This is a genomic window from Cryobacterium ruanii, assembly GCF_004404055.1.
Classification (GTDB): Bacteria; Actinomycetota; Actinomycetes; order Actinomycetales; family Microbacteriaceae; genus Cryobacterium; species Cryobacterium ruanii.
In genome coordinates this window covers 30,715-42,631 of sequence record NZ_SOHK01000008.1, presented here as the reverse complement: position 1 = coordinate 42,631, position 11,917 = coordinate 30,715, and the positions used below count along the sequence as shown (strand labels likewise).

Sequence of the window (11,917 nt, the reverse complement as noted above, 5' to 3'; positions counted from 1 at the left end):
CAATCTGGTCCCACATGAGGCCGGGAAGCACTGCGGCTTTCCGCACCTTTGGGGTACGTATAGATACATTACGGTCCCCACGCCCACCCGTCAAAACGCCACCCACCCGGGCGTGTCGCCAGCCAGCATCTGCCACGGCGACCGGGCCCACCCTATGAACGTGGGCCCGGTTTAGAAACTGCGCCCACGTTCCGGGCCAAGGCCCCGTCCATGAATGCGGGGGCTAGTAGCGGTAGTGGTCTACTTTGTACGGGCCCTCAGCGGGAATGCCGAGGTACGCGGCCTGCTCGGGGGTCAGCACGGTGAGCTCGACGCCGAGGGCGTCGAGGTGCAGACGGGCCACCTTCTCGTCGAGCAGCTTCGGCAACACGTACACACCGACCGGGTACTTCTCCGGTGAGACGAACAGCTCGATCTGTGCGAGCACCTGGTTGGTGAAGGAGTTGCTCATCACGAACGAAGGGTGCCCGGTGGCGTTGCCGAGGTTCATCAGGCGCCCCTCCGACAACACGAGCACACTGCGCCCGCTTGGCAGACGCCACTCGTCGACCTGCGGTTTGATCTCCACCTTGACGGCGCCCGGCAGCGACTCGAGCGCGGCCATGTCGATCTCGTTGTCAAAGTGACCGACGTTGGCGACGATGGCGAGGTGCTTCATGCGCAGCATGTGGTCGACGCCGATGACGTTGAAGTTCCCGGTGCCGCTGACGAAGATGTCAACCTGTTCGACGACGGAGTCGAGGCGCGCGACCTGGAATCCGTCCATCGCGGCCTGCAGCGCGTTGATCGGGTCGATCTCACTCACGATCACGCGAGCACCCTGTCCGCGCATCGCCTCGGCGGCGCCCTTGCCGACATCGCCGTAACCGGCGACGAAGACAACCTTGCCGCCGATCAGCACGTCTGTGGCCCGGTTAAGGCCGTCGGGCAGCGAGTGGCGAATGCCGTACTTGTTGTCGAACTTGCTCTTGGTGACCGAGTCGTTCACGTTGATGGCCGGGAAGAGCAGTTCCTTGCTCGCGGCGAGCTCGTAGAGGCGGTGCACCCCGGTGGTGGTCTCTTCGGTTACGCCCATCAGGTCGGCCGCGACCAGGGTCCAGCGCTCAGTCGACTCCGCGAGCGACCGACGCAGGGCGGCGAGAATGACGCCGTATTCGTGACTGTCACCGGCGGCATCCGCTGGAACGGCGCCAGCCAATTCGAACTCGCGCCCCATGTGAACGAGCATTGTGGCGTCACCGCCGTCGTCGAGGATCATGTTCGGGCCGGTCCAGCTGGCTCCGGCGGCAGCGGCTTCGGCACTCCAGTCAAAGATCTGCGCGGTGCACCACCAGTATTCCTCGAGGGTCTCCCCCTTCCAGGCGAACACGGGAACGCCCGCGGGGGCATCCGCTGTGCCGGTGGGGCCGACCGCGATAGCGGCCGCCGCGTCGTCCTGCGTGGAGAAGATGTTGCAGCTCGCCCACCGCACTTGAGCGCCGAGGTCCACGAGGGTCTCGATCAGCACGGCGGTCTGAACGGTCATGTGCAGGGATCCCGCGATGCGGGCGCCGGCGAGTGGCTTGGACGCACCGAATTCGGTGCGCAGGGCCATGAGTCCGGGCATCTCGTTCTCGGCCAGGCGCAGCTGGTGGCGTCCAGCCTCGGCGAGCGACAGATCGGCGATCTTATAGGTGAAGGTGGAGGGCGCGGTGGCCGAAGCGACAGTCATGGTGCTATCTTGCCAGTCCCGTCTGGACAACCTCCACATTGTTTCGTTCGCGGGTCGAGTATGCAAAACAGCGGATACCGCTGGCCGGCCGGGATCGGTCGACGATCAGCGGACCGAGTCGGGGTCGTCGGCCAGGAGACGGTGGCGCATCAGCTGCCAGCCCTGGGGAGCGCGCGTGCGTTCCGCGTGCCGTGAACACAGGTCGAAGCTGTGCGGTTCTTTGCGACCGGAGAGCGGGCCGAGCACTGCAAGGGACTCCCCGTAGTCAAAGGTGAGCGTGGCAACCGAGGGTTCGAGGCAGGCGACGCGAGAACACGGGCGGAATGTCATTGCCTCCAAGGGTACCGGCTGCCGGCCCGCCGTAGGATGGCAGCATGTCTCGATCCCGTCGTTCCGCAGCGCCCGAACCGACCGTGCGCGGGCGCGGACGGGACCGCCACGGCCGCGGCATCCGCAGTTCGGCGACCGGCCCGTTTCTGCCGCCGCTGCGCACCCGCATCGACCTGTTCGAAATGACGATCGCCTCGACGATCGAGTATCTGCGCGGCGTCTGGCCCGAAGAGCTGGGCAAGGCCGTGTTCGAGGTCGCCTCCGGGCCCTCCGCAGTCATACCCGGAGTCGGGGTCGAACGCTGGATGGTGACGCCGGCGACGAATCGGGTGGTGTTCTACCGCCTGCCGATCCAGCGCCTGTCGCGCCTGCACGAAGACGATGAGATGCACCAGCGCATGATGATCGAGACCTGTGTGTTTCGCGGCGTCGCCGAACTGCTCGGCAAAGATCCCTGGGATCTCGCGCCGGATCGCTTTCGCCACTTCTAAAGTTGCCGCGCGGGCATCGTGGCACGCGTTCGAACCAGGGCCGACCTGCGCAACACGTGCGGTGAGCATGCGCTGATCAACGGCGTCGATCCCTGTGCTCGAGCGCGATCGAAGGATATTCGGCGCGCCAGCTTGTCTGAACGTTTGCTGTATTGAGTAACAGAACGGTAACGGATTGGGGCAATTCCAAACCATTTCAGGGGTGGAACCGAACACCATGCAGACCCCAACACCACCTGTTCGATCTACAGAAAAGGATTCGTCCCATGCGCACATTCACCAAGGCCACCATCGGTTTCGCCTCTGCTGGAATTCTCATCGCCGGTCTCGCCGGATGCTCGACCCCAGCAGCGACTCCGGCCCCGGCGCCCGCCGCAAGCTCGTCCAGCTCGGCTGAAGCCGAGCCGACGCCTCTCGCCTCGATCCCCAGCCTGTCGGGTGTCGACACCGCCGTATTGCTCGACGCCGACTTTGGCGCTGCCCTCACGAGCCTCGGCCTCGCCGCCGGAACCGTGGGAACGGCCACCCTTGAGGAGGGCAGCCTGCACTTCCCGATCACCGGTGGGAACGTTGATTACTACGACCCGCAGGAAGACTACCGCCCCTACGTTCAGGGCTCCATTGAGCACGAGGGATCGGGCTTCTCGCTGACGGCCGGCGACATCGTTGTCGAGCTGACCAACTTCACCATCAACCCGGGTACCTCGGAGCTCTTCGGTGACGTCTCGGTCAATGGTGAGTCCGCCGCGACCCAGGCCCTGCTGTTCAACCTCTACGGCGGAACCCTCGAGCCCCTCCAGATGGACGGCGACAACGCCATCCTCACCGGCACCACGGTTCACATCTCCTCCGTCGCCGCCGGCCTGCTGAACTCCACGTTCAGCACCGACGCCGTCGCTGACCAGATGCTCGTTGGTATCGCGACCATCACCGCCGCGACCAAGTAGTCGATCGGAAGGTAATCAGTCGGCTCTTCAGAAGAGGGCCAACTTCACAACACAAATCGGGGCCCGCCGCACGGCGGGCCCCGATTTTTCGCGTGCCCGGCGGGCTCGCGGAACGTTCTGTACCTGGCCGGTATCCGCTCAGCGCCTCAAACAAATGCCCCCAGCCGGCTGCGCCGGTCGTCCCGCACGATGCCGGCGAGGTCGGGGTGGTCGACGAAGACCCCGTCGATGCCGTTGCCCATGACGGCGGCGAACTCGCCGCACCAAGTCCCGCAGTTTCAGGCCGCCCTCGGCGAGTTCGGCGATGCTAGTGCCGGGCAGGTTCTGCTGCTCGGGCAGGTTCTGCTGCTCGGGCACGTTCTGCTGCTCGGGGTAGCCGGGCAGCTGCCGGTAGCCGCAATCGAGGGTCTGAATCTGAGCCAGGGACGGTGCACGCACTCTTGCGCCAGCGTAAGGGAATGCCGGGTCGGTGCGGGACGCGGCATCCGCGGCATTTGCTTTTGGTGAGGTGGCCGACACCCGCTGGGCAGCCGTCCGGTGGATGAGCGCTGTGCTAGCACACGCCTCGTGGCACGGCTCAGGCGGGGCGGGAGCGCAGCGGGTGCAGCATCCGCTCGAGGTTGCCGTGGCCGGCGCGGTGCAGCGAGACGGCAACGATGACGATGACCGCGATCGCGATCGACGCCCGGGTGAGCGGCACGCTCGGCACGAGCAGCCGCAGGGTCAGCGCCATCGGCACGAGCAGCCATTCCCAGCGGCCGCTGAGCGCCACGAACGGCAGCAGCAGCAGCGCATACCAGGGGTAGCGGGGGCTGAGCACGAGCAGAGTCGCGCCGATCATGACGAGCTGGCCCACCCAGGGCTGGTTCTGGTCGGTCTTAAGAATGACGAGCACTGCGACGATCGCCAAAATGAGGCCGGCGACGATCACAGCGGATGCCCCCGGTGCGACCAGGGACACCAGCGCGAATCGGGAGCCGTCCTGGTAGCCCTCCTCGCTGAGGTACCCGGGCAGGTAGCCGAGCACCCCGATGCCGGTGGCCAGCACATAGGGCACGTAGAGCACGGTGAAACTCAGAACGGATGCCGCCACCATGCGCCACCCGCCGCGCCGAAGCAGAGCCGGCGCCGCCAGCACCGGGATGAGCTTGGTGCCGATCGCGATGCCGAGCATGATGCCGCCGCGCCAGACCTGCTTCGACGACACCAGGAACACGGCGGCGACGACGAAGATGACGCCGAGCATGTCCACGTGGGAGTTGGTGATGGCCTCGGTCGCCACGAGCGGGCACCAGGCCCAGAGCGCCGCGTTTCGTTCGTCGAGGCCGCGGCGGCGCATGCCGACCAGCAGCATGGCCGTCGTGCCGAGACTCAGCAGCAGCCCGACGACCTGCAACGGCCAGTAGGTCGGCTCGGGGCCGGTGAGAAAACGAACGCCGGCAAAGAGAATTTCACTGGCCGGCGGGTAGATCGTCGGCACGGTCGTGCGGTTGAGCGCCGAGCAGAGACGGTCGCCGTCGGTCGATCGGGTGGTGGCGATGCGTTCGCCAACGCACACCTCGTTGCCTGCGGCCGTGGTCTCGGGGGCGGGAAAAAGCCAGTCGGGTCTCAGGGAATCGAGGCGGTCATCCGCTGGGGTGAGGGCGTAGGGGCTGAGGCCGGCATTTTGCACGATACCGTCCCAGGCGTAGCGGGCGGAGTCGGTGCTCGTGTTGGGCGGGCCGATCAGCGCCGCGCCGCCGATGAGGGCCGAGCCGGCAAGGACCAGGGCGATGACGGCGCGGCCGTTGACCCGGCGCAGCAGCCAGTACGCGAGGCCGAACAGCAGCCAGAGCGCACTCGTGACGAGCACGAGTTGCACCTCGTCGCGGTCGGGTTCGAACAGGTCGAGGGCGCTGACGCTGAACGCCGTGAGGGCAGCGCTGAGCGCCAGCAGGGCCGCGATGATCATTGTGCGCACGATTCAGTCTGTCTCATGGTGCTGTGTCGCAAGGAATCCGCCGCCGAGACACCCGCACACTGTAAGGAGTTTCGTTCGGTTGTGACCGCGTTGCGGTGGTGCAATAGAGGTATGCGGAGATTAATGTACGAGGCCCAGCGGGCGCTGGCGTCGCCGGTGCGCAATCCGCGCATGGCGACAGTGATCGGCCGGCTGCTCGGCGCCGCCTTTCTGATCTGTTTCGGCACCGGCCTGTACAGCCATTTTCTGCAGGAACCGCTCGGCTGGATGCGCTTTGCGACCCGACCGGAGTTTCTCTACCAGGTCACCCAGGGCACGCATATCGTGGCCGGCATCGCCTGTCTTCCGCTGCTGCTGGCCAAGCTGTACATCGTTTTTCCCGAACTATTCGCGTTTCCGCCGGTGCGCGGCCTGGTCCATTTTCTCGAACGCGCGTCGATCGCCCTATTCGTGGGCGCTTCGCTCGTGCAGATCACGATCGGACTGCTCAACACCTACCAGTGGTATCCGTGGCCGTTTCCGTTTCGGCAGGTGCACTTCGCGCTCGGCTGGGTGCTGATCGGATTGCTGGTCATTCACATCGGGGTGAAGCTGCCGGTGATCACGCGCTACTGGAGCAAATCTGCTCCGAATATTGGGAACGGTTCGGGTTCTTCGGGGGACGGCATGGGTTCGGGCGACGCGGACCATCTGGTCGCCGCTGTGTCGGGCAACCGGGCTTTTAATGCGGAAGCGGTGCGGCTGTGGGGTTCGACGCGGCCGAGCGGCGTGACCGGGCGGGTTCTCGACTACATCGATGCAACACCGCGCGTTGCCAACGGTGTCAGCCGCCGCGGCTTTCTCACGACGGTCGGCGTGGCCACCACGGCGGTCGTGGGGCTGACCGCCGGTCAGACTTTCACCCCGCTGAACGCGGTCAACCTGTTCGGGCCGCGCAAGAAGGGCGTAGGCCAGCAGGGCGTTCCGGTGAACCGCACGAGCGAGCAGGCCCAGGTAGCGGATGCCGCCCTCGCGCCGGCGTGGGCCCTCACCCTCGTGGTCGCCGGCACCGAACGCGCCTTCACCCGGGCTGAGCTGCTCGCGCTGCCGCAGACGTCCGTGCGGTTGCCGATCGCTTGCGTCGAGGGCTGGAGCCAGATGGCTTCGTGGCGCGGGGTGCGGTTGCGGGACCTCGCCGATCTGATGGACGCCGACCCGGAAACCTCGTTTCGCTTGATCAGCCTCGAAGAGCGCGGCAGCTTCAGCAAAACCCAGATGGGCCGGGAATATGTGCGCGACCCGCTGACGCTGGTGGCGCTCGAGCTCAACGGCGAAACGCTCGACCTCGAGCACGGGTATCCGGCGCGGATGATCGCGCCCGGGCGTCCCGGCGTGCTGCAAACCAAATGGCTGAGCCGAATCGAGGCGATCTGATGGGCGCGGATACGAATGGGTCGCTTGGGCCTGCTTTCGGCGGGCCTGCTTTCGGCCGACCTGGCAATGTGGGAGTGGGTGGCGCCGGGATCAGCCTGCTGAATCCACCGCCGGCAGGAATTGCGGCGTCGACCAGCCAACGGATGCGCGGCATTCGCTTGGTGCTGGTGAGCATCGGACTGCTGCTGCTCGCTTGGGGCACGTTTGTGATGTTCGATTCGGTGCGACTTACTCGCATACCGGGAGTGGCGCTGTGGATCGCGGCCGCGATCGCGCTGCACGACGCGATCCTGGCGCCGATCGTGTTCGCGTTCGGGATCGCGCTGCGGCGGGTGGGTCGCCGGGCGACCGGAACGGTGATTGCGATCATACAAAGCGGCATCGTCGTCGGGTCGATCGTGTCACTCGTGGCAGTGCCCCTGATCGTGGCGAAGAACTTCGCGCCCGCGAATGCGACGGTGCTGCCGCTGAACTACGGCCTGAACCTGGGGCTCTTCTGGGTCGTACTCGCTCTGGTCACCGTGGGGCTGTCGGTATTGGCGTTCGTGCGCTGGCGACAGCCGGTCGAGGCTTTCCCGGACGACTCCGGGCGGTGAAGTTCTGACGCGGTCCTCGTCGGAACTGCGGTGCGTGTCGTACCCGCAGCCCGGGCGGTAGGGGGGTTAGGCGCGGGTCAGTCGGGCGAAGGAACGGCCGCCGCAGGTCCACTCGGCGACCAGTACGAGTCCTGATCTCTCGGCCCGACGGCGCAGCGCGCCGCCCCCGATTTCAGCCCACGGGAATGCGTCGCTCGTGTGTCCGGCTGCGTCGTGCAGCGTACCCTCGTAGACAAGGTCATGCTCGGGGTCACGGTGTACCTCGACGACAAGCACACCGTCGGCGGCGAGCAGCGACACGCAGCGCTCCAGCAGCGCGTCGGGGTCACCTCCGATGCCAATGTTGCCGTCGACAAGCAGCAGGGTGGCCCAGGTTCCCTCTCGCGGAATAGAGTCGAACACGGAGCGGTGCAGCACGGCAAGTCCGGCCGCGAGCGCGATCCGCACGGCGGTCGGCGAGACGTCCACTCCGAGCGCGTCGAGTCCCTCGTCGATCGCGGCCTGGATCATGCGACCCGGACCGCAGCCGATGTCGAGCACCGGCCCGGCGACGCCGGCGACCAGGGATCGGTCGATCGCATCGGCACCGGCACTCCAGCGCCCGGCATGCATGGTCGACACGCGCGCCGGCGTTCCCGGATCCGCGTCGGCCCGATGACCGTGCAGGTACAGTACGTTGTCATCGCTCTGCAGGGCCTGGGCGTATGGTTCGGATCCGCCCGCGCCGAACGTGGTCGCGTGGCGAAAGCGTTCCACTGACTGGCCGACGAAGTCAGGCGTGAAAGTGTCTGCGGTTGCGTCGCCGTTCGCCCAATCCGCAGGCTGATCCCACAACCGCGGCGACACGAGGGTCATGAGCGTTCCCCACTCAGGGCGCGAATCTCGGCAGCGTGCAGATCGGCGGGATCGCGCAGAGCGGATGCCCGCACGTCAGCGAAAGCACGCGCGAAGCGCGTGTGGGGGGCAATGGAGGCGACGGTGCGGGCATCCGCTATGGTGTCGATGTCCGTGAGCGAGGGCAGCAAACCGACGGTGAGGCCGGCCCGGTCGAGGCGTTGCAGCTGGTGCGCGCCGGTGTCGGAACGGCTCATTGGGATGCCGCGGAGCAGCGCGCCGGTCGGTTTTTTCAGGGCGAGCGCCCAGAAACCGCCGTCGTCTGCGGGACCGAACCAGGCGTCCGTTTCCTCACCCCAGCCGGTGAAAACGGGCGCAAGCGCTGCGGCGCTGACCTGCGGGGTGTCCATCCCGAGCAGCAAAGTCGGTTCGTCCTGATGGTCGAAGATGGCAGCGAGGCGCTCGTCGAGGCCGCCGCCGGTCTGTGGCAGAATCTCCCAATCGGCAGCCTCGAGCGGCGGCGTCATGCCGTCGAACGCGAGGATGTGGTGGGTGGCGGGCAGCCGTGACGCGACCGTGAGGGTGTCGGCGAGGCTGGCGGCGGCGAGATTGGCGGCTTGCTCGAGCGAGAGCGGCGGGTGTAGGCGGGTCTTGACTTTGCCGGGCAGGCATTCCTTGGCGATGACGACGATCGCGGTCATGCGCGTGCCTCGCTGACGCTGTCTGCTGTTCCGACGGTGCCCGGTGCAGCATTACGGCTTGCGCGGTCGGTGGCGAGCAGGGCGGACATGTCCTTGATGGCGGTGAGGGTGCCGCGCATGGTTCCGGTTACCTTGCTACGGCCGACCCGCGGCGCGTAGCTTGTGTCGACTTCGAGGATGCGCCAATTGGCCGCGGCCGCGCCGAGAAACATCTCGAGCGGGTAGCCGCTACGGCGATCGATCAGGTCGAGGGCAAGGAGGTGGTCGCGGCGGGCCGCTCGCATGGGACCGAGGTCATGAATGTTCACACCTGTTATTCGGCGCAGTCGCCAAGAAAGATAGGTATTTGCCAAACGGGCGTGCGGAGGCCAGGCGTTGCGAGTGGTTGGGCGACGGCGGCCGAGCACGAGATCGGCCGTGTCGTCGCTGATCGGGTCAACCACCCGGGGCAAGTCACGGGGGTCCATCGAGGCGTCGGCGTCGCAGAAGGCCACGATCGGAGCGGTCGCGGCGAGGAGCCCGGCGTGGGCGGCGGCGCCAAAACCGCGACGGCTTTCATGCACGACCTGCGCGCCGAGGGCTCGGGCGATGTCGGCGGACCCGTCGGTCGACCCGTTGTCGACGACGATCGCGCGGTATCCCATGGGCAGGCGTTCAAGGATCCACGGAAGTGCCTGCGCCTCGTTCAGGCAGGGCAACACCACGTCTACCCGAATGTTCATCATGAATCGACCCTAAGCGGGGGGTCTGGGCCTTCGGGGCGAAAGAGGTTACAAACCACTGAAAGAAGCTGGGAGGTCGGTGTGAGTCATCGTCGTGCGAGACGGATACCGGCGGTCGTGGGGAATCGGGGTGGTCGGGGTTTCTTCGCGGTGCCGGGGTCGCGCACCTAGTCTGAGGGGGTGTCCCCCTCCCAATATTTTGCGCCGCCCCGAGCGGATGCCCTCGCCGGCCGCCGCGTGCTCGTGATCGAGGACGATCCGATGGTGTCCGAGGTGGTCGGGCAATACCTGCGCGCCGCCGGTTTCATCGTCGACGAAGCCGTTGACGGGCTCGCCGGACTGCGCCAGGCCGAAATCGCACAGCCCGACCTCGTCGTGCTCGACCGCATGCTTCCACTGCTCGACGGCATCGAGGTGTGCCGACGTATCCGCGTGAACTGGGGCGCGCTGCCGGTGATCATGCTGACGGCGCTCGGTGAGGAGGAACACCGCATCGAGGGTCTCGAGGCGGGGGCCGACGACTACCTGGTGAAACCGTTCTCGCCGCGGGAACTCGTGCTGCGGGTGCAGTCGGTACTGCGGCGAAGCGGCACCGAGTCCATTCCGGAAGGGATTCTCGACGCTGGCGAGTTCTCGCTCAACCTCGCCGCGCATGAAATTCGACTGCGCGGCAAGCCGCTCGTGCTCACCGCGCGGGAGTTCGACCTGCTCGCCTATCTGATCTGGCGCCCGTCGAAGGTGCTCACCCGCGAAGAACTGCTGCGATCGGTCTGGGGGTGGGAATTCGGCGACCTCTCGACGGTCACCGTGCACGTGCGGCGGTTGCGGGAGAAGATCGAGGCCGACCCGGCACATCCGCTGCTCGTGAACACGGTCTGGGGCGTCGGGTACCGGTTCGATCCGGTTCCGCTCGGGGCCGGTGCAGATTCCTCAGCGGTCGGCGCGGAATGAGTGCGGCCGTGTTTGCGACCGTTGCCGGTATCGCGCTCGGCTGTGCGCTCGTCGCAGGAGCGCTGGGTTTGCTTGCGCTGCGTCTGCTGTCGCGGGGATCGCTCGCGGCGCAGCTCATCGTCGTCGCCTTCGCGACGGTAGTGTCGGTGGTCAGCGGCACGGCAGTTGTCGTTTCGCTCATGTACTTGTCAGCGCACGACCTGACCGTGTTCTACTCCGTTGCGGTCGTGGCCGGAATCGTGTCGCTCGTCATGGCATCGTTGCTGGTGCGCTCGCTGGTGCACCACAACCACTATTTTCGGGCTGCGACGGCGAGAATCGGTCGGGGCGAATCGGTCATATCCCCGGATCGGCATACGAGTACGGAATTCGCCACCCTCGCCGGGGAGCTGGCAGCGACGACCGACCGGCTCACCGAATCCCGTGAGCGGGAGGAGCGCATCGAGACGTCCCGGCGCGAGATCGTGGCGTGGATCTCGCACGACCTGCGCACGCCCCTCGCTGGCATTCGGGCCATGGCCGAGGCCCTCGAAGACGGCATGACGCCCGACCCTGAGCGGTATTACGTGCAGATTCGTGGGCAGGTCGACCGGCTCAGCGGCATGGTCGACGACCTGTTCGAGCTGTCCAAGATCCACGCCGGGGCGCTAAAGCTTAGCTTTGAGCGAGTGGCCCTATACGACCTGATCAGCGATATCGTCGCCAACCTCGCGCCGGTTGCGCTCGCCAAATCGCTCGACCTGCGGTTCGAGGGTGAGCGCGGCCTCACCCTGCAAGCGGATGCCCGCGAGCTTGCCCGCGCGGTCGGCAACCTGGTCATGAACGCCATTCAGCATTCCCCGGCCGGGAGCGTCATCGTCGTCTCGGTCACCCGGCACGACGACGGGCGGGCGGTGATCTCGGTCGTCGATGCGGCCGGGGGGATTCCCGCGCAGGACCTCGGCCGGGTGTTCGAGGCCGGGTGGCGGGCGAGCGAGCCGCGCACCGCGTCCACCTGGGGAACCGGGGCCGGTCAAAGCGGCGGCGCCGGGTTGGGGCTCGCGATCGTCGAGGGAATCGTGCGGGCCCATGCTGGGCAGGTGACCGTGACCAATGTGGGGGACGGCTGCCGGTTTGAGTTGCTGCTGCCGCAGCATCCACTGGGGTGATCGCTACCTGGCGGCCGCCAGCGTGCGCCCGATAGCCAGGGCGTTACTCAGAACTGCGCAGTTTTTCGTTCAAATCCGCTGAGATTGGTTGCGGTGACCCGTCGTTTTCGGAT

Annotated in this window: 13 protein-coding genes; 7 read left to right on the top strand and 6 right to left on the bottom strand. The window is 66.6% G+C overall.

What is annotated here, in order from left to right; all coding sequences use genetic code 11:
- Nucleotides 1-223: 223 nt before the first annotated feature.
- Together ahcY and E3T47_RS05910 are read right to left on the bottom strand one after the other, a co-directional pair.
- The gene (gene ahcY / locus E3T47_RS05915; RefSeq protein WP_134555217.1) at nucleotides 224-1,711 is read right to left on the bottom strand and encodes an adenosylhomocysteinase; all 1,488 of its coding nucleotides are present in this window, start codon (nucleotides 1,709-1,711) and stop codon (nucleotides 224-226) included.
- 105 nt (nucleotides 1,712-1,816) lie between these two features.
- Complete coding sequence (locus tag E3T47_RS05910) at nucleotides 1,817-2,041, bottom strand: DUF3499 family protein (RefSeq protein WP_134555215.1); 225 nt, start codon at nucleotides 2,039-2,041, stop codon at nucleotides 1,817-1,819.
- 44 nt (nucleotides 2,042-2,085) lie between these two features.
- Between E3T47_RS05910 and E3T47_RS05905 the strand changes: the two genes are divergently transcribed.
- The 3 genes from E3T47_RS05905 to E3T47_RS15815 all read left to right on the top strand — a co-directional run bounded on the left by E3T47_RS05905 (nucleotide 2,086) and on the right by E3T47_RS15815 (nucleotide 3,986).
- Nucleotides 2,086-2,532 (top strand): metallopeptidase family protein, encoded by a 447-nt coding sequence (locus tag E3T47_RS05905; protein WP_134555213.1) that lies wholly within the window; start codon nucleotides 2,086-2,088, stop codon nucleotides 2,530-2,532.
- A 266-nt stretch (nucleotides 2,533-2,798) separates the two neighbouring features.
- Nucleotides 2,799-3,479 (top strand): hypothetical protein, encoded by a 681-nt coding sequence (locus tag E3T47_RS05900; RefSeq protein ID WP_134555211.1) that lies wholly within the window; start codon nucleotides 2,799-2,801, stop codon nucleotides 3,477-3,479.
- Nucleotides 3,480-3,707: 228 nt separating this feature from the next.
- Nucleotides 3,708-3,986: a hypothetical protein gene (locus E3T47_RS15815; RefSeq protein ID WP_166805630.1), complete on the top strand. Its 279-nt coding sequence runs from the start codon at nucleotides 3,708-3,710 to the stop codon at nucleotides 3,984-3,986.
- Between the two features lie 70 nt (nucleotides 3,987-4,056).
- Here the strand turns inward: E3T47_RS15815 and E3T47_RS05890 are convergent, their stop codons facing one another.
- Entirely contained in the window at nucleotides 4,057-5,430 is a 1,374-nt protein-coding gene (locus tag E3T47_RS05890; protein WP_241981995.1) for a glycosyltransferase family 87 protein, read from the bottom strand.
- A gap of 132 nt (nucleotides 5,431-5,562) precedes the next feature.
- On the opposite strand from E3T47_RS05890, the gene E3T47_RS05885 reads away from it, so the two are divergent.
- A complete protein-coding gene (locus E3T47_RS05885) occupies nucleotides 5,563-6,852 on the top strand; it encodes a molybdopterin-dependent oxidoreductase (protein ID WP_241981993.1) in 1,290 nt (429 codons plus the stop codon).
- Nucleotides 6,852-7,448 carry a hypothetical protein gene (locus E3T47_RS05880; protein WP_134555203.1) on the top strand — a complete coding sequence of 199 codons (597 nt, stop codon included), beginning with the start codon at nucleotides 6,852-6,854 and terminating at the stop codon, nucleotides 7,446-7,448. Before E3T47_RS05885 ends, E3T47_RS05880 begins: the two co-directional genes overlap by 1 nt.
- A 66-nt stretch (nucleotides 7,449-7,514) precedes the next feature.
- On the opposite strand, the gene E3T47_RS05875 is transcribed toward E3T47_RS05880, so the two are convergent.
- The 3 genes from E3T47_RS05875 to E3T47_RS05865 are packed head-to-tail and all read right to left on the bottom strand — an operon-like array spanning nucleotide 7,515 to nucleotide 9,708.
- Nucleotides 7,515-8,303 (bottom strand): class I SAM-dependent methyltransferase, encoded by a 789-nt coding sequence (locus tag E3T47_RS05875; protein WP_134555201.1) that lies wholly within the window; start codon nucleotides 8,301-8,303, stop codon nucleotides 7,515-7,517.
- Nucleotides 8,300-8,983, bottom strand: coding sequence for a TIGR04282 family arsenosugar biosynthesis glycosyltransferase (locus E3T47_RS05870; RefSeq protein ID WP_134555199.1), 684 nt, complete (start codon nucleotides 8,981-8,983; stop codon nucleotides 8,300-8,302). Before E3T47_RS05870 ends, E3T47_RS05875 begins: the two co-directional genes overlap by 4 nt.
- On the bottom strand, nucleotides 8,980-9,708 hold the full coding sequence (locus tag E3T47_RS05865; RefSeq protein WP_134555197.1) for a glycosyltransferase family 2 protein: 729 nt from the start codon (nucleotides 9,706-9,708) through the stop codon (nucleotides 8,980-8,982). The genes E3T47_RS05870 and E3T47_RS05865 overlap by 4 nt, the downstream gene beginning before the upstream one ends.
- 177 nt (nucleotides 9,709-9,885) lie before the next feature.
- On the opposite strand from E3T47_RS05865, the gene E3T47_RS05860 reads away from it, so the two are divergent.
- Both E3T47_RS05860 and E3T47_RS05855 read left to right on the top strand, forming a co-directional pair.
- A complete protein-coding gene (locus tag E3T47_RS05860; RefSeq protein WP_134555195.1) occupies nucleotides 9,886-10,656 on the top strand; it encodes a response regulator transcription factor in 771 nt (256 codons plus the stop codon).
- 8 nt (nucleotides 10,657-10,664) lie between these two features.
- On the top strand, nucleotides 10,665-11,804 hold the full coding sequence (locus E3T47_RS05855) for a sensor histidine kinase (RefSeq protein WP_241981992.1): 1,140 nt from the start codon (nucleotides 10,665-10,667) through the stop codon (nucleotides 11,802-11,804).
- Nucleotides 11,805-11,917 lie beyond the last annotated feature (113 nt).

Bases quoted from the DNA above. Each gene is read 5' to 3' on its own strand.
- E3T47_RS05865 (WP_134555197.1), bottom strand. From the start codon at position 9,708: ATGATGAACATTCGGGTAGACGTGGTGTTGCCCTGCCTGAACGAGGCG.
- E3T47_RS05900 (WP_134555211.1), top strand. From the start codon at position 2,799: ATGCGCACATTCACCAAGGCCACCATCGGTTTCGCCTCTGCTGGAATT.
- E3T47_RS05885 (WP_241981993.1), top strand. From the start codon at position 5,563: ATGTACGAGGCCCAGCGGGCGCTGGCGTCGCCGGTGCGCAATCCGCGC.
- E3T47_RS05875 (WP_134555201.1), bottom strand. From the start codon at position 8,303: ATGACCCTCGTGTCGCCGCGGTTGTGGGATCAGCCTGCGGATTGGGCG.
- ahcY (WP_134555217.1), bottom strand. From the start codon at position 1,711: ATGACTGTCGCTTCGGCCACCGCGCCCTCCACCTTCACCTATAAGATC.
- E3T47_RS05905 (WP_134555213.1), top strand. From the start codon at position 2,086: ATGTCTCGATCCCGTCGTTCCGCAGCGCCCGAACCGACCGTGCGCGGG.
- E3T47_RS05910 (WP_134555215.1), bottom strand. From the start codon at position 2,041: ATGACATTCCGCCCGTGTTCTCGCGTCGCCTGCCTCGAACCCTCGGTT.
- E3T47_RS05890 (WP_241981995.1), bottom strand. From the start codon at position 5,430: ATGATCATCGCGGCCCTGCTGGCGCTCAGCGCTGCCCTCACGGCGTTC.
- E3T47_RS05880 (WP_134555203.1), top strand. From the start codon at position 6,852: ATGGGCGCGGATACGAATGGGTCGCTTGGGCCTGCTTTCGGCGGGCCT.
- E3T47_RS15815 (WP_166805630.1), top strand. From the start codon at position 3,708: ATGCCGTTGCCCATGACGGCGGCGAACTCGCCGCACCAAGTCCCGCAG.
- E3T47_RS05870 (WP_134555199.1), bottom strand. From the start codon at position 8,983: ATGACCGCGATCGTCGTCATCGCCAAGGAATGCCTGCCCGGCAAAGTC.